Here is a 24,337-nt window from a genome sequence, read left to right on the forward strand (position 1 = left end):
ACGGTGATTCACGCCGCCGGGAATCCCCGGCTTTGCTGTCAACCTCCCGTCACGCAGGGTGTTCTACTGATCCCTTCCGGTCGATAGCGTCGAGGCACTGCCGTCGACGAAGGGCCGACGATGAACGACAACGGACACCCGCTCGACCGTCGGCGACTCCTCGCCGGCGCGGCGGCGGCCTCGGCGGTCACCCTGACCGGCCTGGCCGTCACCACCACCGGCGCCGCCGCGGCGGCACCGACCCGTACCGCACAGCCGCTGGTCGCCCGGGACCGGATCGCCACCGCCGCGCTGCGCGCACCCGACGGCGCCGCCCGGGCGGTCGGGATCCAGGCCGACTTCCACGCCCGGCTCACCGCCTGGCTGGCGTTCTGGTCGGCGAACTCGCCCCGCGCGTGGAGCTCTCCGGCGCACGTCGTCGCCCGGGTCGACCCGGCGGGCGACGCGCTGGTGCTGCACGCGATCCGCTACCGCCGCGACGACGAACTGCACGCCGGCTTCGCCGCCGCCCGGCGCGACGCCACGCACCTGGCCACCCTGGCCAGCCTGCACCATCACTTCCCGAGCGTGCGGGCCCGGCCGGACGGCACGGTCCGGGTCGGCGACGGTCCCGCCGGCTTCACCGGCGCACCCGACCAGGTGGCGTTCGCGGTCGCCGCCTGCCGCGAGCTGTGGGGCGACCCGGCGGCCACCGCCGGGCGCTGGCCGGAGAGCGCCGGCCGGGTCCTCGCCCGCGCCGGGCAACCCACCGACGCCGCCTCGCACCTCGGCTGGGCGGCCTTCACCCGGATCAGCCTGCGTCGCGGGCTGGGCACCGAATCGTACGAGTGACCGGAGGTAGCACATGGCCCGCAACGAGTTCCGCTTCGTGGTCGACGGTGTCGACCTGACAGCCGACCAACAGACCCTGATCGCCGGCGAGATCCAGAAGGCCGGCCTGGCGGCGCTGCGTACCGCCAACGCCAAGCTCGTCAACCCGCTCACCCTCGGCCACGGCAACATCCGGCTGCGCCCCGAGTGGTACGGGCTCTGGGTGCTCGACGGTCAGCTCGCGCAGGACCTCGGCCAGAAGATCAACGACATCGGGTTCTGGATCCAGCGGTGACCGACGCCGCCCGATCCGCCGGCCCGCCGGAGCGGATGTGCCCGAGCACCCCGGCGTCCAACGCCACGGTGTTCCTCGGCATGATCACTCCGGCGGGCCGGGTGGCCTACGTGACGCCGGCGGTACCGGCCGAGGTGGCGCTCGCCGGTGCCGACGACTCCGACGCGCCGATCGAGTCGCGGGTGCGCCTCGCCGGCCCCTGCGTCACCTCGTCCTGCGGCTTCTGGACCGGCTCGCACTGCGGGCTGGGCGCCAGGATGGCCGCCTCGTACGCCGAGACCGCGCCACCGGCCGAGGAGACGCTGCCGAAGTGCGCGATCCGGCGTACCTGCCGGTGGTTCGCCGAGCAGGGGCCGGCGGCCTGCCCGGCCTGCTCGCACGTGGTCACCGACGCCCGCTGAGCGCTTGACCTCGCCGCGCACCCTGGAACCGGGGCAGGGAACCCATGGAGGAGGACGTCATGCGCTGGCTCATCATCATCCTCGTCATCGTCGTGGTCGTGCTGGCGGCTCTGGCGTCCTGGCGCCGCGTCCGGCGCGAGCCGGGCGATCCGTCCGTCAAGGCCCGGGACCTCGCCGCGTCGGCCGAGGCGCGTCGTCGGCTCGACGACCACCGGAACCCGACGGACGGCAGCAACCTGCGCAGCAGCGGAGGCGGCAGCCTCTGATCCTCGCCGCGAATATGGCGTTCCGGGCTGTCGGAGGTGTCGACTAGCGTCAGGAGGTCATGGAGCCGCGATTCGGCGAGGGGATCATCGGGCGGGAGCACCCGGCCGGGTTGCTGCGCGCCGAGGTGACGCGGGTGGTCGACAGCCACGGTGGTCTGGTCCTGGTCACCGGCGAGCCGGGCATCGGCAAGACCACCCTGGTCTCGGCCGCCGCCGACGAGGCCCGCCGGCGCGGGGCGCTGGTGCTCGGCGCCGCCTGCTGGGATTCCGACACCGCCCCCGACTACTGGCCCTGGGTGCAGGTGCTGCGCCGGCTGGCCCGGGCCACCGGTGACCCGGCACCGGCCCGGGAGGCCGCCGACGCCGGGCTGGCCGCCCTGCTCGGCGAGCGCGCCCTGGTCGGCGAGCGGGCCACGGTCGGCGAGCACGGAACCGGCGGCGACGATCCGGTCGAGCCGGGTGACGACGGCGAGCGGGCCGAGTTCGCCCGGCACGACGCGGTGACCAGCGCGCTGGTCGCGGTCGCCCAGCACCGGCCGGTCGTGGTGATCCTCGACGACCTGCACTGGGCCGATCCGGCATCGCTGCGGCTGCTCCAGTTCGCCACCCAGCACACCTGGTTCGAGCGGCTGCTGCTGATCGGCACCTACCGGGACGCCGAGGTCGAGGCCGGCGACCACCGGCTGCGGCCGCTGCTGCTGCCGTTGACCACCAAGGCCACCACGGTGACGCTGACCGGCCTGGGCCGCGACGAGGTGGCGGCCCTGATCAGTCGCACCGCGGGCCGGGAGCCCGACGCGGGCCTCGTCGACGAGGTCCACCGGCGCACCGGCGGCAACCCGTTCTTCGTCGAGCAGACCGCCCGGCTCTGGCACACCGACGGGCTCGCCGACACCATCGCCCCCGGCGTACGGGAGGCGGTGCGCCGCCGGCTCGACCAACTGCCCGCCCCGGTGGTCGAGGCGTTGACCGTCGCCGCCGTGCTCGGCCGGGAGTTCCACCGGCAGACGCTCGCCGCCTGCCTGCCGGGCCCGGCAGCGCAGGTCGACCGGCTGCTCGACCGGGCCGCCGCCGCCCGGCTGGTGCTGGCCCGGGGCGGCGGCCGGTTCGCCTTCGTGCACGACCTGGTCCGCGAGACGCTCTACGACGGGCTGCCGGAGGGCGAACGCCGCGCCCGGCACGCCGCCGTGGTGCGGGCCGTCGACCGCTCCGACGCGCTCGCCGGCCGGCTCATCCCGGCCGACCTGGCCCGCCACGCCTGGCTCGCGGGCGCCGACCTCGATCCGGTACGCGCCGGTGACCTGCTGGTGGCCGCCGCACGGGACGCCGGTGGGCGGCTGGCGGTGGAGGAGTCGGTGCGGCACTTCCGGCGTGCGCTGCGCCGGACCGACGAGCCGGCCCGCCGGGTCCGGCTGCTGCTGGAGCTGGCCGGGCTGCTGCACCACGCGGGCACCCCGGGCGAGGCCGAACAACTGCTGGTCGACGCCGCCGCGCTCGCCCGTGGGCTGGCCGAGCCGGCGGTGCTGGCCCGGGTGGCGCTCACCGCCCGCAGCCAGCACTCGGCAACCCGCCGCCGCCTCGACGTCGACGCGCTGGTCCGGGAGGCGTACGCGCGCCTGATCGGCCCGCCCGACCCGGATCGGTCGCCCCGTGCCCTGGTCACCGACCTGATCACCGCCACCGAGACGCTGGCCCGGCACGGGCGCGACGACGAGGCGCTCACCTTCAGCCTGTGGGCCCGGCACGACACCACCTGGGGGCTCGGCACCGCGCAGGAGCGGGCCGTGGTCACCGCCGAGATCCGGGAGGTGGCCCGGCGCGGCGGCGACCGCGACACCGAGCTGTGGGCCACCTCGCTGCGCTGGGTGGCGTTGCTGGAGCTGGGTGACCCGGCCTACCGGCACGAGCTGGCGGCGTTCGTGGGCGGCTGCCGGGCGGGCGAGGTGGCCCGGCAGCGGATGGCGGCGGCCGTCGACAGCGGCATCATCGCCGCCTTCCGGGGCGACTTCGCCACCGCCGAGGCGAACTACGCCGAGATGGAGGGCTTCGGCGAGTGGGAGCACTCCGACCACGCCTTCATGGCGCACCACCTGCGCTGGTCCCTGTTGCTGCTGCGCGGCCGCCTCGCCGAGGCCGAGGCGCTTCTCGACCAGCCCGGCGTGGCCAACCATCCGCAGGTGGAGCTGTTGCGGGCGATCACCGCCGCCGAGCGCGGCGACACGGCGACCCTGGTGCGGCTCACCGGCGCGATCGAGGCCGCGGGCACCGCGTACCCCCGACCGGTGTCGACGCTGTGGCTGCGGTCGCGGGCCCAGGCGGCTGCCGCGGACGGCGACCCCCGCCGCTGCGCCGAGGTGCGGGCGGCCCTGACGCCGCACCGGGGGCGGTGGATGGTCGCGCTCTTCGGCTGCGACATCGGCGGCCCGGTCGACCTCTGGCTGGCCGGGGTGGACGCCGCGGAGCGGAGGTGGGACGCCGCGGTCGCCGGCTACGCGGCGGCCCGGGACGCCGCCGACCGCCTCGACTCCCGTCCCTGGTCGGTGCGCGGCCGGGCCGGGCTGGTGACCGCGCTGCTCGGGCGCGACGGTCCGGGCGACGCGGCCGAGGCGGCTCGGGTGCGGGTCGAGACGGAGGCCGAGGCGCGTGAGCTGGGCATGACGCACGTGGTCGAGCGGCTGGGCGCGGTCGGGTCGGTGGTTGCTTCCGCCCGGGCGGCCGGCGCTGCGGGCCACGACGGCACCGGCTGGCGGGCCGGGCGGGATCGCGTGGTGGCTGCCTCCGGTGAGGACGCGTCCGGCGCGGTGGTGGCCGGCTTCCCCGCGCCGGCGTCGCCGGTCGGGGCCGCCGTGACGGTCGCTCCGGGCGGGGGCGTTCGGTCCGGCCCGGCAGGTGGTCCCGGCGTCAGCGGTTGGTCCGGTGTGGCGATCGGCGCGGCCACGGGCGATCGGTCCGGCTCGGCGGGCGATCGCGGTGCGGGCGGCGGCCCGGGCGCGGTAGGGGATCGCGGTGCGGGCGAGGCCGGTCGCGCGGGCCGGCCCGAGTTCTGCTTCGACGGGTCGGTGTGGCGGCTGGCCTGGGCCGGCGTGGTGGTGCACCTGCCCGACGCGAAGGGCCTGCACGACCTGCGGTCGCTGCTGGGGCGACCCGGTGTCGACGTGCCCGCGGTGGAGTTGCTGGACCCGGCGGCCGGCGCGGAGCTGGTCGCCGCCCGTCGGCTCGGCGCCGACCCGGTGCTCGACGACGAGGCGAAGGCCCGCTACCGGCAGCACCTGCGGCGGCTCGACGACGAGATCGACCGGGCCGCGTCGCGCGACGACGAGCGACGGCTGGCCGCCCTGGACGCCGAGCGCGCGGCCCTGCTCGACGAGCTCCGTGCCGCCGCGGGGCTGGCCGGGCGCACCCGCCGCCTGGGCGACCAGGCCGAACGGGCGCGCAAGGCGGTGACCGGCCGGATCCGGGACACGCTCCGGCGGATCGAGCAGCGGCATCCCGGGCTCGCCGCCCACCTGCACGAGTCGGTCACCACCGGCCGCACCTGCCGCTACCTGCCCGCCGTCCCGGTTGCCTGGCGCCTCTGACCCGCCGCTGGCGCCCACCCCGCGCGGGTGGAACGGCAGAGGGGTGGCACGGCGCGCCACACACCCATGGCGTTCCACTCGGGACCCGTCCGGGCGGTGAGTGGAACGCCATGGGTGTGTCGTGAGCCGATGGACACCCATGGCGTTCCACCGGCCGCCGGACGACCGATTGCGGCGGCGCACCCGTGGGAGCGGTCGGGTGATCAAGGAGTTCGCGTCACCGCGGAGATCGACTCCGACGCGAACTCCTTGATCACACCGAAGGAGGGGTCCGGTAGGTGGAGGAGGGGTGGGACGGGGTCAGCGGCGGTTGTAACGCCGCATGGTCAGGGTGCCGAAGACCACCACGAAGCCGGCGCTCCACAGCAGCAGCCACATCGTGTTCGTGGCGTCCGTGGAGCCGGCCATCGCGGCGCGTACCGAGGCGACCAGGTGGGTGACCGGGTTGACCTTCACGAACGCCTGCAACCAGCCGGGCATGGTGGCCGGCTCGACGAAGACGTTGCTCAGGAACGTCAGTGGGAACAGCACCATCATGCTGACGCCCATCACCGACTTCTCGCTGCGCAGCACCAGGCCGAAGAACGTCCACACCCAGGAGAACGCGAACGAGAAGACCACCAGCAGGCCGATCCCGGCGAGCACCCCGAGCAGGCCGCCGTCGGGACGGAACCCGAGCACCAGCCCCACGGCCAGGATGACCACCGCGGCCAGGATGTAGCGGAGCACGTCGCCGAAGATCATGCCGACCAGCGCCGCCGGCCGCCACACCGGCAGGGTACGGATCCGGTCGAAGACGCCCTTCTCGATGTCGTTGTTCAACCCGACCCCGGTGTACATCGTGATCATCACGACGCTGGTGACCATGATGCCGGGCAGGAAGAACTGCAGGTACGCCCGCGGGCTGTCGGCGAGCGCGCCGCCGAACAGGTAGGTGAACATCAGCACCATGATGATCGGGAACGCGGTCACGTCGAACAACTGCTCCGGCACGTGCTTGATCTTCAGCACGGCCCGCCAGCCGAACGTCAACGACGCCGACAGCGCGCTCGGCCGGGCCGGCCGCTCCCCGGGCGCCAGCACGGTGGCCAGCGCCTCGGTCGACGGTACGTAGACCGACGGCGCCCGCCCGGTCGTGGTGGTCGCGGTGTCGCTCATCGCGCCGCCTCCAGTGCGTCGTCCCGCTCGTCGGTCGCGACGGCCGGGTGGTCGGTCAGGGCCAGGAACACCTCGTCCAGGCTGGGCTGGCCGAGGGAGAAGTCGTCCACCACGATGCCGGCGCGGGCCAGCTCGCCCAGCGCGCGGGCGGCCTGCTCGCCGGCCTCCAGGTCGGTGCCGTCCTCGCCGACCCGGGCGGTCAGCGCCACCGGGTCCGCCGCGAGCTGCACCGGCACCTGCAGCGCAGTCCGCAGCACCTGCTCGGCCCGGGGTCGCTGCCCCGCGTCGCGCAGTCGCACGTGGACGGTGCCGGAGCCGACCGACGACTTCAACTCGCCCGGGGTGCCCTCCGCGATCACCCGGCCGTGGTCGACCACCGCGATCCGCCCGGCGAGCTGGTCCGCCTCGTCCAGGTATTGCGTGGTCAGCAGCACCGTGGTGCCGTGCGCCACCACCGCCCGGACGATCTCCCACACCTGGTTGCGGCTGCGCGGGTCCAGCCCGGTGGTGGGCTCGTCCAGGAACAGCAGGTCCGGCGTGTTCAGGATGCTCGCCGCGATGTCGATGCGCCGCCGCATCCCGCCGGAGTATTTCTTCACCTGCCGGCCGGCCGCCTCGGTCAGCCCGAACGCGGCGAGCAGCGCCTCGGCCCGCTCCCGTGCCGCCGGGCGGGCCAGCCCGAGCAGCCGGCCGAGCAGGACCAGGTTCTCCGCCCCGGTCAGGTCCTCGTCCAGCGAGGCGTACTGACCGGTCAGGCTCATCCGGGCGCGCACCGCGTCGGCCTCGGTGACGACGTCGTGGCCGAAGACCCGGGCCGTGCCGGCGTCGGGACGCAGCAGCGTCGCCAGCACCCGCACGGCGGTGGTCTTGCCGGCGCCGTTGGGCCCGAGCATCCCGTACACGGTGCCGGCGGGGACCCGCAGGTCCAGGCCGTCGAGCGCCCTGGTCGAGCCGAACGACCGGACCAGGCCGTCGGCCTCGACGGCCAGGCCGGTGTTCCGGTTACTCATGATCATTACCTCTCTGCAGTGGGTGGTTCTCAGCAGGCGTACGGGCGTGCCGCGCGACCCTCACGCAACGCCAGACCCCACCAGCACAGCTCGTCGAGGAGCACCCGGACGTCCTGCCGGAGTCGTTCCTCGCCGTGCCCGGTGGGCTCGCCGTCGAGCAGGTCGACGCCGACGGTGTCCCGCACGGTCATCGCGTGCAGCGCGGTGAAGACCGTCCGGAGCTGGTCGACCGCGTGCAGGCCGACCGACCGGCAGCCGTACGACACGAAGCCGACCGGCTTGGCCTGCCACTCGTCGTACGCGAAGTCGATCGCCTGTTTCAACGAGGCCGGGAAGCTGTGGTTGTACTCCGGGGTGACCACGACGAACGCCTCGGCCGCCGCCACCTGCCCGACGAACTCCCGCATCGCCGGCGTGGGCTCGGCGGGCAGCGCGGTCGGGAAGGCGTACCCGGCCAGGTCCAGCTCCTGCACGACCAGACCGGCCCGGCCGCGGGCCTGGGCGGCGAACCAGCGACCGATCCGGTCGCCGACCCGCCCCTCCCGGGTGCTGCCGATGATCACGGCGAGCCGTAACGGCGTCATGCCACCCTCCCTCGCTGCCGGCCTCACCCCACAGGCGCCAGAAGGCCCGCCAGATCAGATCTGGCGGGCCTTCTGTCAGGGGTTCCTGGTCCAATCGGCGGCATGACCGAGGTACGCATCATCCGGTGGAGCACCGACGACCTGGCGCTGCTGCAGGCGCTGAACACCCCCGAGGTGCGGGCGCACACCGGCGGCCCGGAGACGGACGACCAGGTCCGCGCCCGGCACGAGCGTTACGTGCGTGGCCCCGGCCCGCGCAGCGGGAACATGTTCGCCGTGGTCGCACCGGACGGCACGAAGGTGGGCAGCGTCGGCTTCTGGCCCCGCGACTGGCACGACGAGCCGGTCTACGAGATGGGGTGGGCGGTGCTCCCCGAGCACCAGGGTCGGGGCGTGGCCACCGCCGCGGTGCGCGCGGTGGTGGCGGCTGCCTCGGCGGCGGGCGACCGGCGCCACGCGCACGCCTACCCGTCGGTGGACAACCCGGCGTCGAACGCGGTCTGCCGCCGGGCCGGGTTCACGCTGCTCGGCGAGACCGAGTTCGAATACCCGCCGGGCAGCCTGATGCGCTCGAACGACTGGCGGATCGACCTGACCCGCTGACCCGGGCGGCCGGTCAGTGCGCCGCGTCCAGCCGCGCCCGCTGCTCGGCGGTCAGCTCCAGGTCGACCGCGCCCAGCGCCTCGTCCAGTTGCGCCACCGAGGAGAAGCCGACCAGCGGGATCGCCGGCACGTCCCCGCCCAGCAGCCAGGCCAGCACCACCTGGTTGACCGTGGCGCCGGTCTCGGCGGCCACCGCCCCCAGCGCCGCCAGCCGCGCCGGGGTGCCGGGCAGCGCGTACGCGTCACCGAGCCGCTCCGGCTTCGCGTACGCGCCCCTGAGCAGCGGTGAGTATGCGACGAGGGTGAGCTGCGGCTCGGCCCGAAGGTAGCTGGCCAGGTCGGGGCCGACCCAGCCGACGTCGCCGTCCGGGTCCAGCGCGCTCGGCACGTCCACCCGTGGGGGCAGGTAGCTGCGGTGGTATTGCAGCACCTCGTACCCGGGCAGGCCGGCGGCCGCCGCGATCGCCCGGGCCCGCTCCACCCGCCAGGCGCGGTGGTTGCTCGCGCCCAGCAGCCCGACCGTGCCCTCGGCGACCAGCTCCGCGAACCCCTCGACGGTTTCCCGCACCGGGACGGTCCGGTCCTCGAGGTGGGCGTAGAGCAGGTCGATCCGGTCGACGCCGAGTCGTTCCCGGCTGCGCTCGGCGGACTCGCGGATCACCTTCGCCGACAGGCCTTCCGGGTTGTCCAGGAAGCTGGTGCCGGGCGCGAGCGGACGGGCGCCGAGCTTGGTGGCGAACACGATCTCGTCGCCGATGCCCCGGCTGCGCCGCCACCGGCCGAGCAGTTCCTCGCTCTCCCCGCCCTGTCCGCCGTTCTCCCAGAAGGCGTAGTTGTCGGAGGTGTCGACGAACGTGCCGCCGGCTTCGACGTAGCGGTCCAGGATGGCGTACGAGGTGGCCTCGTCGGTGGCGGTGCCGAAGAGCATCGCGCCGAGGCTGAGCACGCTGACCTCGCGGCGGGTGGCCGGGTCGGTGCCGATGGTGCGGTATCGCATGGAGTTCCTCCCCGTCGGAGCGTTGCGGCCAGCCTGCCCCTTCGAGTGCGCGCGAAGTCAAACGCGGAACGGGGCCCCGGTTGCCCGGGACCCCTGCGGCGCGTGTCGGGTCAGCTCGGCACGTAGTCGAACGTGTCCGGGTCGGGGCCCTGCCGACCGTTCTCACCCTTGTCCAGCGCGGTGAGCCGCTCCATCGCGGTGTCGTCGAGCGTGAAGTCGAAGATGCCGAAGTTCTCCTCGATCCGCTTCGGGGTGGTCGACTTCGGGAAGACGATGTCGCCGCGCTGCACGTGCCAGCGCAGCACCACCTGGGCCGGGGTCCGCCCGACCTGCTCGGCGAGGTCGACCACGGTCGGGTCGTCCAGCACCTTGCCCTGCGCGATCGGGGACCACGCCTCGGTGAGGATGTTGTGCGACCGGTCGTACGAGCGCACCTCCTCGTTGCCGAAGTAGGGGTGCGCCTCGATCTGGTTCACCGCCGGCACCACGTCCGCCTCGGCGGCCAGCCGCTCCAGGTGCGCGACCTGGAAGTTGGAGACGCCGATGGACTTCACCCTGCCGTCGCGCTGGAACTCTTCCAGCACCTTCCAGGTGGAGACGTAGTCGCCGTCGTAGAGCGTGGGCAGCGGCCAGTGGATCAGGAACAGGTCGAGGTAGTCGAACTTCAGCTCCCGCAACGACTGCTCGAACGCCTTGCGGGCGTCGTCCGGGCGGTGGAAGCCGTTGTTCAGCTTGCTGGTGACGAAGATGTCGCCCCGGTCCAGCCCGGAGGCGCGGACGGCCTGACCCACCTCGGCCTCGTTGCCGTACATCTGGGCGGTGTCGATGTGCCGGTAGCCGATCGCCAACGCCGTGCCGACCGCCCGCGCGGTGTCCTTGGGCTCGATCTGGAACACCCCGAAGCCGAGCTGCGGGATGGGGTTGCCGTCGTTGAGCGAGATGTCCGGAACCTTGTTGTCGGCCATGTCGTGTCTCATCTCCGATCGTGCGGGGGCCCGGAAGCGCTTCCACACGGCGCTCCCGGGACGTGCCACCCGGTGTTCCTACCCGCTCGAACGGCATCCTCACGTCGGGGACGGGCGTCAGCCCCAGATCGCCCGCGCCCACTCCGGGTGGTCGACGAACGGATTGCGGTTGCCCTGCCAGCGCTCGTAGATGCGCTGGTTGCGGCGCTGCTCGAAGGCGTCCGGCGGGTCCTGTGCGTGCCAGGCCAGCAGCCTCGTGAGCCGCCCGAGCCGGGGCGCGCCGCCGTTGGCCACTGAGTCGTTCGGTTCCAGGTCCGGCCAGCCGTCGTCGCCCTCGTACCGGATCGCCATGTAGAGGATCATCCGGGCGACGTCGCCCTTCACCGCGTCGCGCGGCTCGAACGAGTCGGCGTCGGTGTAGCAGCCGGGCGCCTGGGCGACCGCGCTGCCGCCGGTGTCGAAGTCCTTGTTGCCGCGCGCCGAGTTGACCGACACGTCCTCCGGCCGCAGGTGGTGCACGTCGGTGCCGGGGCCGGTGGCGGTGCCGAAGTCGCCGTGCGACTTGGCCCAGACGTGTTCCCGGTTCCAGTCGTCGACGCCGCCGCCGTTGGTGGCCTTGCTCTGCGACCGTCCGCTGTAGAGCAGGATCACGTTGGCCGGGTTCGCCGGGTCCTGGTCGGTGTCCTTCAGCGCTTCCCACACCTGGTCGTACGTGAGCGTGGTCTGGGTCCTGATGATGGCGTGCAGAGCGGTGCGCAGCGCGGGCCCGGTCTTCCCGGTCGCCGCCGCGTAGTAGGCGGTGGGTGAGGCGGTGCCGGTCGGGGTCGGTGTCGGCGTCGGCGTGGTTCCGCCGCCCAGGCTCATCGCGGTCGGGTCCTTGAGGCCGCCGTGGCTGAAGTAGGCGGTCAGGGTGCCGGTGGCGGTGACCTGCCGCCCGCGCAGGGACGGGTTGGACAGCAGCCCGAAGCCGCTGCGCCAGGCGGCGGTGACCTGCACGTACAGCATCCGGGCGGTGCTCGTCTCGCCGGCCTGGTCGGCGATCGCGATCGCGGTGTCCGCGGTGTAGCCGGACGTGAGCACCGTGTTGGTGGCGGTGGGTTGGCCGACGACCCAGCCGGTGACGGTGGCGGTGCGGCCGTCCTGGGCGGCGAGCGCCTGCGACACGGTCAGGGTGGCCGCCGCCGACGCCGCGTTCGTCACCACCAGTGGGGTGGCGACGGTGACGGTCAGCACGACCGCTGCGATGAGCCGCCCGGGTCGCGAGCGGGTCACGCTCTTCATATTCATGAACGGCGATGCTAGTCGCTGTCGGGTGAACTCCGGGAGATCACGGCGACAACGTTTCGTCCCGACCGGCCTCGAACAGCACCGGCCAGGGGCGGGCCGCCGGGGCGGGCACCGCCGGCCCGACCGGCGTGTCCGGCGCGGCCAGCACCTCGGCGGCGAGCCGGCCGAACATCGGCGCCGCCGGGTGCGCCGCCCGAGTGGGCCAGGCCGCGGAGATCCGCCGGACCAGCGGGGCGCCGGCGAGCGGTCGCCAGGTGAGGCGGGGCTCCCGGCGCGCCAGCGCCGCCGGCTCGACGGCCACCGCGCCACCGGCCAGGAGCAGCCCGAACAGGAACTCGGGATTGCGCGCCGGGCGGACCCGGGCCGGAACGAAACCGTGCTGCCGGCACACGGCCAGCAGATGCTCGTGCCAGCCGGGCGCGGTGGCCGGCGGCGCGGTGACCAGGTCCAGGCCGGCCAGGTCGGCAAGCGCCACCTCGCGGGCCCGGGCCGGCGGCGACACCCGGGGCAGCAGCGCGCCGACCGGCACGTCGACCGACTCGCCGAACCGCAGCCCGGCCTCCTCGACCGGATGGTGCAGCAGGCCGACGTCCAGCCGTCCCTCCGCCAGCATCCGCCGCTGCTCGGCGCTGGTCAGCTCGTGCAGATCCAGGTCGAGCCCGGGCGCGCGGGCGGCCAGGCCGTCGAGCAACGCGCGCAGCGTCACCGCCGGCGTCTCCGGGGGTACGCCGGCGCGCAGCACGCCGAGCGCGCCGCGGCGCACCCGGTCGGCGAGGTGACGCAGCCGGCGTTCGCCGGCGAGCAGGTCGTCGGCCTCGCCGAGCAGCAACTGGCCGGCGGTGGTGAGGCGGACCCGCCGCTGCGACCTGTCGAACAGGGCGGTGCCCAACTCCTGCTCCAGCCGGCGGATCGACTGGCTCAACGGTGGCTGCGCCATGCCCAGCGTCTCGGCGGCGCGGCCGAAGTGCAGCTCGCGGGCGACCACCGCGAAGTGCCGCAGGTGTCGCAGCAGGTCCACCCGCGCACCCTAACCCGCGTGCTGGCTACCGTGTCGGCGTGGACGCGGCGCAACGGGTGGGGGAGATCTTCGGGCGGGCCGGGCTGAGCGGCTGCCTGCACGTGGCCGACGTGGACGACCCGGCGCGCGAGGTGGCGGTGGGGGCCGACGAGCGGATCGTCATCGCGTCCGTCTTCAAGATCCTGCTGGTGCTGGAGTTCGCCCGGCAGGTCGCCGCCGGCCAGCTCGACCCGACCGAACGGGTGCTGGTCGGCGCCGCCGACCGGCTCGGCGGCTGGGGCGTGGCCGGCTGCGCCGACGACGTCGAGGTGTCGTTGCGCGACCTCGCGTACTTCGCCATGTCGGTCAGCGACAACACGGCCGCCGACCTGCTGCTGCGCCGGGTCGGCCCGGACGTGCCGTCGATGCTCGCCGCGGAGCTGGGCCTGCCGGGTACCCGGATCGTCGGTGGCCCCCGGCACCTGGTCGAGACCATGCTCGCCGACGTCGGCGCGCGGACCGAGGCGGAGTTCGCGCGGATCTTCCCCACCCTGTCGCCGGAGCGGGTCCGGGCCATGCGGGTCTTCGACCCGGAGCGCACCTCCTCCAGCACCGCCCGGGAGCTGACCCGGTTGCTGCGCCTGGTGTGGCGCGACGAGGCCGGCCCGCCGGCGGCCTGCGCCACGGTTCGGGAGTTGATGTCCCGGCAGCTCTTCTGGACCCGGCTCGCGGCCGGTTTCCCACCCGGCGTCCGGGTCGCCGGCAAGACGGGCACCCTGCCCGGCCTGCACCTGGAGGCCGGCGTCGCCGAGTATCCGGACGGCGGGCGGTACGCCGTCGCGGTCCTGGCGCGCACCGAGCGGCTCGACACCCGCCGGATCGACGTGGACCTGGCGATCGGGGAGGCCGCCCGGACGGCGGTCGACTCGCTGCGCTGATCCCCGGCTCGACAGTCGCGAGCGCACCGCCTCCCACCTGCGGGGATATCGAAACGCATATCGAACCTTCCGCTGCTCGATCTTGGACGTCGCCACCGCGTCGGTGGTGGAGTGGGCCGACCGATCCACCGATCCCGAACGGGGAGGACGACCCATGCCCGAGAACCGACCGTCCGGCTACGACCGCCGCCGGCTCCTGCGCGACACCGCCGTCGGCGCCGCCGCCGTCACCACCGCCGGCCTCGTCGCCGGCACGCCGGCCCGAGCCACCACCACGGTGGCCCCGACCGGTCGGCCCCGCCCCGGCGCGGTGAGCTTCCGCTGGTGGGGTACGGCCGGGTGGCGCATCGACATCGGCGACCGCACCGTGCTTGTCGACCCGTACCTGAGCCGCTACGACACCGGGCTGTTCCGCAACGCGTTCCGCCCGGACACCCGGCTGACCGTGGCCGGCGACGTGGTCGACCGGTTCGCCGACCGGGCCGAGAACATCCTGGTCACCCACACCCACTGGGACCACTTCAACGACGTGCCGCACATCGCCGCCCGGACCGGCGCCCGGGTGTTCGGCACGCTCACCGCCTACCACCTCGGGCTGGCGTACGGGCTGCCGACCGGGCAGCTCGCCCCGGTCAAGGGCGGCGAGGTGCTCGACTTCGACGGCTACACGGTCGAGGTGGTCGGCTCGTTGCACAGCCGCAACCCGTCCTGGTCGATGGCCTTCCCCGGGGTCCGGGTCAGCAGGCCGCCGCAGCCGGCGACGATCGCCGACCTGCCCGAGGGGGACACGCTCGCCTACCAGATCCGGGTCGACGGCGGGCCGTCGGTGTTCTTCATGGGCGCGAGCGACCTCGACGAGCGCCGGCTGACCGGGCTCGCGCCGGACGTGGCGATGGTCGCGTCCGCCGCCACCGGGTCCGTCGCCGACTACGTGCCCCGGCTGATGGCCGCGCTGGACCACCCGAAGGTCGTGGTGCCGGTGCACTGGGACAACTTCGAGACCGCGCTGACCAACCCGCCGACGGTCGCCGCGACCGACCGTGCCCGCCTGGACGCCCTGATCGCCGAGGTGCGCCGGGTGTCACCGCGCAGCCGGGTGCTGGTCCCCGAGTACCACACCGCGTACCGGTTCTGACCGCCTCAGCCGGCCGTCAGGTCGCGCAGGGCGAGCACCGACTTCCAGTTGCGGACCGTCACCACCACGCCCAACGTCTTCTCCAGGTACGCGGTGGTGAACTTCGTCCGCCCGTAGTTGCCGGCCGGGTAGTGCAGGTGCAGCTCCCGGCCGGCGACGGCGTACTCCATCTCCTCGCCGGCCGGCACCGCCAGCCCGCGGGCCCGGGCCGGCTCGGGCGCGGCGGACAGGAACGCCACCAGGACCCGGGTCGGATCGTCCTGGCGCCCGGCGTACGGGCTGGTGTCGGCCACCGCGGCCAGCTCACCCGCGTCCCGCACCAGGACCGGCACGCGCAGGCCCAGCTCGTCGGCGAGCCGCTTCGCGATGCCCTCGGCGAGCACCTCGTCGCGGGTGGGTGGGCTGGAGAACACCACGTTGCCGCTCTGCAGGTAGGTCTTGACGTCGTCGTGGCCGAGGTCGGTGACGACGCGGCGCAGGTCTGCCATCGCCAGCCGGGTCGAGCCGACGTTGACGCCCCGCAGCAGGGCGGCGTAGCGGGTCATGGCCGCCAGCCTAGGTCAGGCGGACGCCAACCGGGCGTAGACGTCGCCGGAGCGGCCGGCCGGACGGTACGTCTCCAGCAGCCGCACCAGGCCCGCCGCGTCCAGCCACTCGTCGGCGGCGAACCGCATGGTCTCCACCGGCGAGTAGTTGTAGCGGTAGCCGCCCGCCCCCGCGCCCAACCGTTCCACCAGGTCGAGCGCGGCGAGCGCCGCGTCGTGCGCGGGTGGGAGGTACTCGAAGGACAGCGCCCGCACCGGCCGGCTCAGCCCGGCCAGCACGTCGACCTCGAAGCCCTCGACGTCGACCTTGCAGAACGCCGGCACACCGTGCCGGGCGACCAGGTCGTCGAGCGTCACCACCGGCACCTCGACCGACCGGTCCCACCGCACCCCGGCGAAGCTCGGGTCGGCGGTGACCGAGTCGATCCAGGTCGACGACATGGTGGACACCGTCGGCGTCGCCGACGACAGCTCCAGCCGCGCCTGGCCGGGTCGGGCGCCGACCGCGGTGGGCTCGATCGCCACGCCGGCGTCGCGCCCGAAGGCCAGGCGCAGCACCCGCAGGCAGTCCGGCTGCGGTTCGACCGCGACCACCCGCGCGCCCAACCGCCGCCAGGTGCGGACCCGGCCGCCGACGTGCGCGCCGATGTCGAAGCCGAGGTCGCCGGGGGAGAGGAACTGCCCGTACAGCTCCCGGGCGCGTCGGTGCTTGGCCGGCTGACCGTGGTAGATGGCCAGGGACCGGGTGATCCCCCAGGCCCGTGCGAGCATCGTCACGAGGTTCCTAACTGTGAGTCCTGGACTGCGGTCCGAAGGCCCGCAGGAACCGGTCGCGGAACGACTCCATCGGCCAGACAGGAGCGTCCGGGGCGGGGTTGAGGCCGTCCTGCCAGCCCCAGCCGGCGATCTGGTCGAACACGGCCGGGTCCTTGGCCACGACGGTGATCGGCACGTCCCTGCCGGCTCCCTCACCGGTGATCGCCCGCGCCGGCTGGTGGTCGCCGAGGAAGACCAGCACGAGGTTCTCGTCGCCGTACCGCTGGACGTAGGAGACCAGCGTCCGCAGCGAGTAGACGACGGAGTTGCGGTAGGCCTTCCGGGTGCCCTCGTCGGCACGGTCCGCGCGGTTGGTGCCGGTGAAGACCGACCCGTCGCCGAGGTCGTCCCAGTCGACCAGCTTCGGCACCGGGGACCACGGGATGTGGCTTGAGAGCAGCGGGATCTCGGCCATCACCGGGGCGTGCCCGGGGGTGCGCTCCGCGCGCTGGAACGCCTCCAGGGTGAACTGGTCCGGCGGGGAGGAGAAGCTGAACGTCGGCCCCCGGTAGCCGAGGTCCTCGGCGCCGTAGACCCGGTCGGGGGCGAAGAACGTCGCCTCCGGCCAGGCCCGGGTGAGCGCCGGCATGACCAGCGAGGTGCGCCACCCGGCCCGCTTGAACGCGCCGTTGAGGGTCAGCCGGTCGCTGCGCACCAGGTTGGTGTAGCGCAACTGGTTGTCGGCGCGGATGCCACTCATCAGCGTGGCGTGCGCCAGCCAGCTGCCGCCGCCGGTGGTGGACGAGGTGAGGAACGCGCTGCGGCTGCCGTAGCCGGCCGCGGCCAACTGTCGCGTCCCCTCGTCCAGCGCGGCGTCCACCTCACCGGCCAGCTCCGGATCCTCCACCGCCACCCGACCGTAGCTCTCCACGAACGCGACCAGGACGTCCTTGCCGCGCAGCCCGGTCAGCAACTGGTCGCCGGGTGCGCCGGCGAACGGGTCGCCGGCGAGTTGGTCGTCGAGCCGCTCCTGGTCGTGCAGGCCCGCGTTGACCTGCCGGGTGCGGTCCCAGACGCCGGTCGCGACGGTGTCGGCGGCCACCGGCAGCCCGGGGACGACCTGCGCGCCGAGCACGGCGCAGACCACCCAGGCGGCGGCGAACGCGGCGGCGGTGCGCGCGCTGACCAGCCGGTGGTCGCCCAGCAGCCGGGCCAGCCGGCGCATCGACAGCGTCACCAGCACCGGTACGGCGACGACCGCGACCACGGCCACCGCCACGGCGCCCACCTGGGCGGCCCGCCCGTACGACTCGGCCAGGAACTCCGCGCCGGCGGCGAGGAACGCCCAGTCGGCGATCAGGTCGAAGGGGCGGTCCAGCACGGTCGAGAAGCCGAGGTCGGCGAGCTTGAGCACGAGGACCAGGCCGAGCAGCGCGCCGAGCACCATGGCCACGATCCGGCGTGGCCTCGGCGGCAGCACCAGGAGCAGGGCGACCGCGACCAGTCCCTCCACCGGGATCCGGAGGAACGCGGCGGGGGTGAGGTCGTTGACGTCGGTCGGCGCGATCAGGGCCACCAGCACGAGCGCGGCGGCCAGCACGGTGGCGACCACGGAGAGGACGCGGCGGCGCCGCCCGCGGGCGGCGGGGACCTCGGTCGTGGACGCGCCGGCGCGCGGGGGGGCCGGAGGCGGGGGCAGGTCGTCGGCGGTCACCGGCGTCGACCGCCGACCTCGGCGCGGCCGACCAGCACCGGAGCGCCGGGTTTCCAGCCGTTCCGGCGGCTCGCCGGAGCGGGGACACGGCCCGCCGGACGGGCGGCCTCCGGGCGCACCGCTACCGGCGCGGCGTTCGCGGGACCAACGACCGGAGGCGCGGCGACCGAAGGCCCGGCGGCCGCCGGATCAGCGACCACGCGACCAGCGAACGCGCTCCTCGGGTGGGTGGCCGCGCGTCGCCGCCACAGCCAGAGCACGTCGCGGCCGAACGATTCGAGCAGCAGCGCGAGCGCGCCGGCCAGCAGCACGACGGCGAGCGCGCGGGGCAGCACGTCCGCGGCCACCACGGCCAGCGCGATGCCCTGGACCGCGGCGACCGTCTTGCGCCAGTAGCGCGGCGGCAGCGAGCCGTTCAGCCAGGGCAGCGCCCAGCCGGCCGCGACGAAGGCGTACCGCATCGCGCCGATCACCAGTACCCACGGACCCACCTGGCCGCTGACGTGGACGCAGAGCACCAGGACGAGGAAGGAGTCGACCTCCATGTCGAACCGGGCCCCGAGCGCGCTGACCGTGCCGGTGCGTCGCGCCACCTGCCCGTCGACCCAGTCCAGCGACAGCGCGACCGCGGTGAGCACCACCAGCACCGGAACCGCTACCGGCCGGCTGAACGAGTCCGCCACCAGCGCGGTCACGCCGCCGGCCAGGGTGGCCCGGCCCAGCGTCACCCAGTCGGCCGGCCCGAGCCGCTCCGCGCCCGAGCGGCGCAGCCCACGCCCGAGCACGGCGAGCGTCACCACCCCGTAGACGAGGCCGGCCAGCCAGCCGGCCGGGCCCAGGCCGACGGTGCCGGCGAGACCCGCCAACACCCCCACCTGGAGGATCGTCCCCGCGAATGGATCCGTCCGAACCGCTGTCACTGTGCCTCCGAGTTGCGCGCCACGACCCACCGGTCTGTACGCAGAACATGCCCGAACGGTTCGCTCTGATGCCGAAAACTCACGATCACGAGTGTCCTTCGCGCCGAAGGTCCGCCCCGGATGCGCCGCTCGTGGCTCCGCCGGGGGCGCCCGGTGCGGTGGACGCGCGCGACGACGAGGTCGCTCCGACCGCTTCTCCGTTTGCACGTAGCTACGTACTTGCGTAGTTTTGCCGTCATGGCGAGTGTGGAGGAGCGGCTGGCGGCCCTGGAGGCACAGGTGGCCCGGCTGGCCGGCGAGCGGGCGGCCCCGGTCCCGGCGCCCGAAGCGGCACCGGCGGACGTGTTCTGGGCGCTGGACGGCCTGAAGCGGCGGCTTCCGCCGGACGGCGCCGGCGCGGTGCTCTACACCGGCACCGTGCGCACCGCCGACCGTCACTACGACTGGCAGTACGGCGCCGGCGTCGACGACCTGCTCGACGGCGACTGGCCGGCGCTGGCCGGCACGCTCACCGCGCTCGCCCACCCGGTGCGGCTACGGCTGCTGCGGGAGATCCTCGGCGGCCGGCACGGCACCGCCGAACTGGCCGACCTCGACGGCCTCGGCACCACCGGGCAGCTCCACCACCACCTGCGGCAGCTCGCCGCCGCCGGGTGGCTCCGCAGCGGTGCCCGCGGGCGCTACGACATCCCGCCGGAACGGGTGGTGCCGCTGCTGGCCATCCTCACCGCCGCCCGCCACTGACCTGCCCCACCCCAGCCCGACGGAAGGCAGCACCATGCGTACCCCGACCGTCCTCACCGCCGTCGCCGGCCTCGTCGCCGCGACCGCCGCCACCGGCCTGATGCCCCGGGCCCCGGAACCCGGCCCCCGCCAGAGCGGCGACGCCGACCTGGCGGCGACCGTCCGAGCCGCGATCGACGACCCACGAGGCCTGCGCGGCATCGCGGTGGCCTCGGTCGACGGCGGCCGGGTCCGCGTCGCCGGGATCGGCGACCGTACGCCCGGCGGGCCGGCCGTCGAGCCGGGCACCCCGTTCGAGATCGGCTCGGTGGGCAAGCCACTCACCGGCATGCTCCTGGCCCACCGGTCGGCGGCCGGCGCGGTCGACCCGGACGACCGGCTCCGCACCGTCCTGCCCGAGGTGACCGGCCCGACCGGCGAGGTCACCCTCGCCGAGCTGGCCAGCCACCGCTCCGGCCTGCCCCGGCTGCCGACCGGCCCGGCCACGCTGGCCCGGACCTGGTGGACGTCGGTCACCGCCGGCAACGCGTACGCCGGCGACGACGTGGACCGGATCGTGGCCGACGCCCGCCGCGCCGAGCCGGACGACGACCGGGGCGCCGTCTCCTACTCCAACTTCGGCGCGTCGCTGCTCGGTCAGGGCCTCGCCGCGCAGGCCGGCGTCGGCTACCCGGAGCTGCTCCGGCGCGACGTGCTGACCCCGCTGGGCATGACCGACACGGTCGTCGCCGCCGACCCCGCCGACCTGCCCGGCGGCCGCGCCGAGGGCGCCACCGCCGGCGGCCGGCCCGCCGACGGGTGGACGGGCGCGGGGTACGCGCCGGCCGGCATCGGCGTCTGGTCCACCGCCGAGGACCTGGGCCGGCTCACCGCCGCCATGCTCGCCGGCACCGCGCCCGGCGCCGACGCCGCCACGCCCCGCTTCGACGACGAGGCCGGTCGCCGGATCGGCTACGGCTGGTTCACCAGCCGGTACGGCGACCGGGAGATCGTCTGGCACAACGGCGGCACCGGCGGCTTCCGGTCGTACGTCGGCTACGAACGCGCCACCGGCCGGGGAATCGTGGTGCTCGCCAACACCGCCCACGACGTCGACGCGCTGGGCCTGCGGCTGCTCGGCGTGCGGGGCGACGCGGCGAGCGAGTCCACCGGCCTGCCCGGTTGGATCGGCGCCGGCCTGGCGCTGGCGTTCACGTTCCTCGGTGGCCTGTCGCTGCTCGGCACCGCCCGGCGCGGGGCGGACCGGCTCAGCGTGCTCTCCGCCGCCGGCTGGGCGGTGCTCTACCTCGGGCTCGGTCACCGGCTCGGCGACTGGTCGGTGGTGCCGGGCTGGATCTGGCCGCTCGGGGCCGCGTTGACCGGGGTCGCCGTGGCGCTCGCCGCCCGCCGCTGGCGCGACCTGCCGGTGGTGGCCGGTGCGCCGCCGTGGCGCCGGTGGACCGGAGCGGCGCTCTCCGCCGCCTTCGCCGCCCTCGCCGTGGCGGTGATCGCCGCCTGACCGAGGGGGCGGACCACGGTCGCCGGTCCGCACCACGGCTGCGCCGGCCCGGGCACGGGGCCGGGCCGGCGCTCCCTCAGGCGGCGCGGCGCGGCGGCAGGCCCAGCGCGGCGCGTACCTTGGCCGCCTGCCGGGTGCCGTCGTGCGCGCCGGCGGCCCGGATCTCCCGGCGCAGCACCGCGTCGCTGCCGGCGGCGGCAGCGAGCTTCCAGTGCCGCAGCGCCACCTCGTGCTCGGCGAGCAGCGCCGTCATCGGCGCCTGCACGGCGGCCGGCCAGCGGACCGTGCGCAGCTCACCGGCGCAGGCTTCGTTGGCGGTGGCGACCGCGCCGGCCCGGTCCCGCACGGCCCGCCACGGCCGGCCCGCCTTCCCGGCCTCGGCCAGCTCGTCGCGGGCGATGTCGTACGCCGCCACCACGGCCAGGTAACGCCCCTTCGCCTCCTTGGCCGTCAGCGGCGCCACCGTGCTCGGCGTCGGACTCGCCGGCGGCGGGAGGGCGACCTGTTCGGTCTCGCCGCCGCCGCAGCCGGCGAGCAGCAGGGCCAGGACCAGGGTCGGGGGCGCGAGCCGAGGACGCAACGGGAACTCCCATCGGGCGGGCGGGGTCCCGAGTGTAGGACGGCCCCCGCCGATCGTGCCCGCCCGCGACTACCGGGGCTCGCCGTCGAGGTGCACCAGCCGCCAGTACTGCCGCTTCCCCTCGTCGCGCACCACGACGCCGAGCCGGGCCAGCTCCCCGTGCAGCTCCCGCACCTCGGCGTCGCGGCTGTCCTTGAGCGCCCGCTCCCGGGCCCGCAGCAGCGCGTCGGCGCCGGTCGGCAGCCCGGGCAGCCCGGGCACCCACCGCCGGTACGCGTCCCGGTGCGGGTCCCGGTCGACCCACGGCCAACCCTGCCCGGTGAACGCCTCCCGCAGCCGTGCGACGCCCAGGTCGGACTTCTCCCGGGCCAGCTCGCCGCCGGCGGCGTCCAGCAGCACCAGCGCCTTGCCGTCGGCGAACACGCCGGTCACCTCGGCCCGAGCCACGTCCCGGCCGTGCCCGTCCCGGTGCAGCTCCACCGACCGGCGCCCGACCGTGACCCGCAGCCGCTCCCGCGTGCCCGCCACGGCCAGCGCCACGCCGGCCAGCGCCACCGCCCCCGCGCCGAGCGGGTACGACCGCTGGTCCGGCCACCGGTCGAGCAGCGCGAACACGTCCTGGAAGGGGAACCAGGCCAGCCCGGCGATCCAGCCGGACAGCGCGGTCAGCCCGGCGCCCAGGCCCGCCCCGAGCAACGGGAACCCGGCCCACATCAGCACCAGCTCGCCGACCCCGCCGTCGACCACGACGTCGCCGGGTTCCCGCACCGACACGGTCAGGACACCTCCCGCCGCAGCGTGCGGAACAGGCCGGCGACCAGCGGCAGGAGCACCCAGACGACCAACGACACCCCGAGGCGGGCCCACTGCCCGGCGGTCACGTCCGGCCCCAGCAGCGCCCCCATCGTGTACGAGGTGTCCAGCCAACGGGCCGGCCCCCGCAGCCCCTCGATCATCGCGGCCAGCACGCTCCACACGGTCGGCAGCAGCAGATAGGTGACGATCGCCAGCGGCGTGTTCAGCAGCAGCAGGCCGAAACCGGCACCGAGCAACACGCTGCCCACCTGGAACACCGCCGCGTGCGGCAGCATCCGCCAGTCGAACGTCCAGGCGCCCGCCCCGCCGGTGGCCTTGGCCGCCAGTGTGCCGGCGGCGGCGACGACGAGGCTGACCAGCACCGAGCCGAGCGCGGCCAGCACCACCGCGGTGAGTTTGGCGACGATCACCCGCTCCCGGCGCGGCACCAGCGCGAACGTGGTCAACGCGGTGCGCTGGGACCATTCGCTCGTGATGGAGAGGATGCCGAGCACCGGCAGCAGCAGCCCGACCGGCAGCAGCGACGGCTCGAAGAACGCGCTGAAGGTCTGCTCCGCCGCATCGGTGACGAAGAGCTGCACCACCACGATGGCGACCGCGATCAGCCCGATCGTGATCAGCAGCCAGCGTCCGGCCCGGGTGTCGGCGAGCTTGCGCAGCTCCACCTGGGTCAGCCGGGCCAGCGAAGGGCTGGTGGCGGCCGGCTCGGGCCGCGCGTGGGCGGCGGTGGGCGTGGGAGCGGTGGCGGTGGTCATCGGACGGCCTCCTTGGTCGACGCGCCGGCGGTGAGGGTGAGGAAGAGCTGTTCCAGGCCGCCGGTGCCGGCCGGGCGCAGTTCGGTGAGGACCAGCCCGGCGTCGGCCGCGGCCTGGCCGACGGCCGCCGGCTCGGCCCGGACGACGAAGCCGCCGTCGGTGCCGGCGGTGGCCGGGAGAGCGGCGCGGTCCAGGGTGAGGCGCAGGGCGTGCTGGTCCCGGGCGCGGACCAGGGTGCCGGCGCCGGCCAGCAGCTCGTCCTTGCCGCCCTGGGCGACCACCCGGCCACCGCCGATCACCACCAGCCGGTCGGCCACCGCCTCCACCTCGCGCAGCAGGTGCGAGGAGAGCAGCACGGTGCCGCCGCGGTCGGCGTAGTCACGCAGCAGGCCGCGCATCCAGTAGATGCCCTCCGGGTCGAGGCCGTTGGCCGGCTCGTCCAGGATCAGCACCCGGGGGTCGCCCAGCAGCGCCAGCGCCAGGCCGAGCCGCTGCCGCATCCCCAGGGAGTACGCGCCGACCCGCCGCCGGGCGGCGGTGGCGTTCAACCCGACCAGGTCCAGCTTCGCGGCCACCTGCCCCCGGTCCACGCCCATGGTGCGGGCGGCCAGGGTGAGCGTCTCGCGTCCGGTGCGACCGGCGTGCTGCGCCGACGCGTCGAGCAGGACGCCGATCTCCCGCCCCGGGTTGGGCAGCTGCCGGTAGGGCCGGCCGGCCACCGTGGCCGCGCCCGAACTGGGCGGCGTCATCCCGCAGATCATGCGCATCGTGGTGGACTTACCGGCGCCGTTCGGGCCGAGGAAACCGGTCACCGTGCCCGGTTCGCAGCGGAACGTGACGTCGTCGACGGCGGTGTGCGGGCCGTACCGCTTGGTCAGGTGGTCAACGTGGATCATGCCGAGAAGCCTGCCGGGGCCACCCGGTGATCCGCTGCGGCCGGCGGTCGCTGCCGGCACCGACCTCGGTTCACCACAGGCGTCGACTT

At 74.9% G+C, this 24,337-nt stretch carries 25 protein-coding genes; 10 read left to right on the plus strand and 15 right to left on the minus strand.

Annotated elements, in window-relative coordinates:
- Nucleotides 1–120 precede the first annotated feature (120 nt).
- The 5 genes from GA0070213_RS15030 to GA0070213_RS15050 are packed head-to-tail and all read left to right on the plus strand — an operon-like array spanning nucleotide 121 to nucleotide 5,350.
- Nucleotides 121–831 carry a hypothetical protein gene (locus tag GA0070213_RS15030; RefSeq protein WP_091063337.1) on the plus strand — a complete coding sequence of 237 codons (711 nt, stop codon included), beginning with the start codon at nucleotides 121–123 and terminating at the stop codon, nucleotides 829–831.
- Between the two features lie 13 nt (nucleotides 832–844).
- Entirely contained in the window at nucleotides 845–1,105 is a 261-nt protein-coding gene (locus GA0070213_RS15035; protein WP_091063340.1) for a hypothetical protein, read from the plus strand.
- Nucleotides 1,102–1,506, plus strand: coding sequence for a hypothetical protein (locus GA0070213_RS15040; protein WP_091063343.1), 405 nt, complete (start codon nucleotides 1,102–1,104; stop codon nucleotides 1,504–1,506). Before GA0070213_RS15035 ends, GA0070213_RS15040 begins: the two co-directional genes overlap by 4 nt.
- Before the next feature lie 59 nt (nucleotides 1,507–1,565).
- Nucleotides 1,566–1,772, plus strand: a complete 207-nt coding sequence (locus GA0070213_RS15045) for a hypothetical protein (protein ID WP_139128679.1) — start codon at nucleotides 1,566–1,568, stop codon at nucleotides 1,770–1,772.
- Nucleotides 1,773–1,831: 59 nt separating this feature from the next.
- The gene (locus GA0070213_RS15050; RefSeq protein ID WP_091063351.1) at nucleotides 1,832–5,350 is read left to right on the plus strand and encodes an AAA family ATPase; all 3,519 of its coding nucleotides are present in this window, start codon (nucleotides 1,832–1,834) and stop codon (nucleotides 5,348–5,350) included.
- Nucleotides 5,351–5,650: 300 nt separating this feature from the next.
- On the opposite strand, the gene GA0070213_RS15055 is transcribed toward GA0070213_RS15050, so the two are convergent.
- From GA0070213_RS15055 to GA0070213_RS15065, 3 genes are read right to left on the minus strand one after another with little or no spacing between them, the layout of a single operon-like run.
- Nucleotides 5,651–6,508, minus strand: coding sequence for an ABC transporter permease (locus GA0070213_RS15055; RefSeq protein WP_091063356.1), 858 nt, complete (start codon nucleotides 6,506–6,508; stop codon nucleotides 5,651–5,653).
- The gene (locus GA0070213_RS15060; RefSeq protein WP_091063359.1) at nucleotides 6,505–7,518 is read right to left on the minus strand and encodes an ATP-binding cassette domain-containing protein; all 1,014 of its coding nucleotides are present in this window, start codon (nucleotides 7,516–7,518) and stop codon (nucleotides 6,505–6,507) included. The genes GA0070213_RS15055 and GA0070213_RS15060 overlap by 4 nt, the downstream gene beginning before the upstream one ends.
- Nucleotides 7,519–7,547: 29 nt before the next feature.
- Nucleotides 7,548–8,102 (minus strand): NADPH-dependent FMN reductase, encoded by a 555-nt coding sequence (locus GA0070213_RS15065; protein WP_091063364.1) that lies wholly within the window; start codon nucleotides 8,100–8,102, stop codon nucleotides 7,548–7,550.
- Nucleotides 8,103–8,204: 102 nt separating this feature from the next.
- Here GA0070213_RS15065 and GA0070213_RS15070 point away from each other — a divergent pair, with 102 nt between their 5' ends.
- Nucleotides 8,205–8,705: a GNAT family N-acetyltransferase gene (locus GA0070213_RS15070; protein ID WP_091063368.1), complete on the plus strand. Its 501-nt coding sequence runs from the start codon at nucleotides 8,205–8,207 to the stop codon at nucleotides 8,703–8,705.
- Nucleotides 8,706–8,718: 13 nt separating this feature from the next.
- On the opposite strand, the gene GA0070213_RS15075 is transcribed toward GA0070213_RS15070, so the two are convergent.
- From GA0070213_RS15075 to GA0070213_RS15090, 4 genes are all read right to left on the minus strand, one after another.
- Nucleotides 8,719–9,702 (minus strand): aldo/keto reductase, encoded by a 984-nt coding sequence (locus tag GA0070213_RS15075; protein WP_091063371.1) that lies wholly within the window; start codon nucleotides 9,700–9,702, stop codon nucleotides 8,719–8,721.
- A 110-nt stretch (nucleotides 9,703–9,812) separates the two neighbouring features.
- Nucleotides 9,813–10,667, minus strand: a complete 855-nt coding sequence (locus GA0070213_RS15080) for an aldo/keto reductase (protein ID WP_091063374.1) — start codon at nucleotides 10,665–10,667, stop codon at nucleotides 9,813–9,815.
- A 117-nt stretch (nucleotides 10,668–10,784) separates the two neighbouring features.
- Nucleotides 10,785–11,954 (minus strand): endonuclease, encoded by a 1,170-nt coding sequence (locus GA0070213_RS15085; RefSeq protein ID WP_091063378.1) that lies wholly within the window; start codon nucleotides 11,952–11,954, stop codon nucleotides 10,785–10,787.
- 40 nt (nucleotides 11,955–11,994) lie between these two features.
- Nucleotides 11,995–12,972: a LysR family transcriptional regulator gene (locus GA0070213_RS15090; RefSeq protein WP_091063381.1), complete on the minus strand. Its 978-nt coding sequence runs from the start codon at nucleotides 12,970–12,972 to the stop codon at nucleotides 11,995–11,997.
- 38 nt (nucleotides 12,973–13,010) lie between these two features.
- Here GA0070213_RS15090 and GA0070213_RS15095 point away from each other — a divergent pair, with 38 nt between their 5' ends.
- Both GA0070213_RS15095 and GA0070213_RS15100 read left to right on the plus strand, forming a co-directional pair.
- The gene (locus GA0070213_RS15095; protein ID WP_091063384.1) at nucleotides 13,011–13,889 is read left to right on the plus strand and encodes a serine hydrolase; all 879 of its coding nucleotides are present in this window, start codon (nucleotides 13,011–13,013) and stop codon (nucleotides 13,887–13,889) included.
- Nucleotides 13,890–14,043: 154 nt separating this feature from the next.
- Nucleotides 14,044–15,024, plus strand: a complete 981-nt coding sequence (locus tag GA0070213_RS15100; RefSeq protein WP_091063386.1) for an MBL fold metallo-hydrolase — start codon at nucleotides 14,044–14,046, stop codon at nucleotides 15,022–15,024.
- Nucleotides 15,025–15,029: 5 nt separating this feature from the next.
- Here GA0070213_RS15100 and GA0070213_RS15105 read toward each other — a convergent pair whose 3' ends face one another.
- Genes GA0070213_RS15105 through GA0070213_RS15120 form a run of 4 tightly spaced genes read right to left on the minus strand, consistent with a single transcriptional unit; the run spans nucleotide 15,030 to nucleotide 18,914 of the window.
- Nucleotides 15,030–15,569, minus strand: coding sequence for a DUF1697 domain-containing protein (locus GA0070213_RS15105; protein WP_091063389.1), 540 nt, complete (start codon nucleotides 15,567–15,569; stop codon nucleotides 15,030–15,032).
- 15 nt (nucleotides 15,570–15,584) lie between these two features.
- Nucleotides 15,585–16,340 (minus strand): FkbM family methyltransferase, encoded by a 756-nt coding sequence (locus GA0070213_RS15110; RefSeq protein ID WP_091064342.1) that lies wholly within the window; start codon nucleotides 16,338–16,340, stop codon nucleotides 15,585–15,587.
- Between the two features lie 13 nt (nucleotides 16,341–16,353).
- Nucleotides 16,354–18,039, minus strand: a complete 1,686-nt coding sequence (locus tag GA0070213_RS15115; RefSeq protein WP_245716405.1) for an alkaline phosphatase family protein — start codon at nucleotides 18,037–18,039, stop codon at nucleotides 16,354–16,356.
- Nucleotides 18,036–18,914: a CDP-alcohol phosphatidyltransferase family protein gene (locus GA0070213_RS15120; RefSeq protein ID WP_245716406.1), complete on the minus strand. Its 879-nt coding sequence runs from the start codon at nucleotides 18,912–18,914 to the stop codon at nucleotides 18,036–18,038. Before GA0070213_RS15120 ends, GA0070213_RS15115 begins: the two co-directional genes overlap by 4 nt.
- Before the next feature lie 282 nt (nucleotides 18,915–19,196).
- Between GA0070213_RS15120 and GA0070213_RS15125 the strand changes: the two genes are divergently transcribed.
- Both GA0070213_RS15125 and GA0070213_RS15130 read left to right on the plus strand, forming a co-directional pair.
- Nucleotides 19,197–19,703, plus strand: a complete 507-nt coding sequence (locus tag GA0070213_RS15125; protein WP_091063392.1) for an ArsR/SmtB family transcription factor — start codon at nucleotides 19,197–19,199, stop codon at nucleotides 19,701–19,703.
- Between the two features lie 34 nt (nucleotides 19,704–19,737).
- A complete protein-coding gene (locus GA0070213_RS15130; protein ID WP_091063395.1) occupies nucleotides 19,738–21,201 on the plus strand; it encodes a serine hydrolase domain-containing protein in 1,464 nt (487 codons plus the stop codon).
- Nucleotides 21,202–21,277: 76 nt separating this feature from the next.
- Here the strand turns inward: GA0070213_RS15130 and GA0070213_RS15135 are convergent, their stop codons facing one another.
- From GA0070213_RS15135 to GA0070213_RS15150, 4 genes are all read right to left on the minus strand, one after another.
- Complete coding sequence (locus tag GA0070213_RS15135) at nucleotides 21,278–21,781, minus strand: hypothetical protein (RefSeq protein ID WP_091063398.1); 504 nt, start codon at nucleotides 21,779–21,781, stop codon at nucleotides 21,278–21,280.
- Nucleotides 21,782–21,850: 69 nt separating this feature from the next.
- Nucleotides 21,851–22,555: a YqeB family protein gene (locus tag GA0070213_RS15140; protein ID WP_091063402.1), complete on the minus strand. Its 705-nt coding sequence runs from the start codon at nucleotides 22,553–22,555 to the stop codon at nucleotides 21,851–21,853.
- A gap of 2 nt (nucleotides 22,556–22,557) precedes the next feature.
- Nucleotides 22,558–23,352 carry an ABC transporter permease gene (locus GA0070213_RS15145; RefSeq protein WP_091063404.1) on the minus strand — a complete coding sequence of 265 codons (795 nt, stop codon included), beginning with the start codon at nucleotides 23,350–23,352 and terminating at the stop codon, nucleotides 22,558–22,560.
- A complete protein-coding gene (locus GA0070213_RS15150; protein ID WP_091063406.1) occupies nucleotides 23,349–24,248 on the minus strand; it encodes an ABC transporter ATP-binding protein in 900 nt (299 codons plus the stop codon). The genes GA0070213_RS15145 and GA0070213_RS15150 overlap by 4 nt, the downstream gene beginning before the upstream one ends.
- Between the last annotated feature and the right edge of the window lie 89 nt (nucleotides 24,249–24,337).

The sequence above is a fragment of the Micromonospora humi genome (genome assembly GCF_900090105.1).
GTDB classification, from domain to species: Bacteria; Actinomycetota; Actinomycetes; order Mycobacteriales; family Micromonosporaceae; genus Micromonospora; species Micromonospora humi.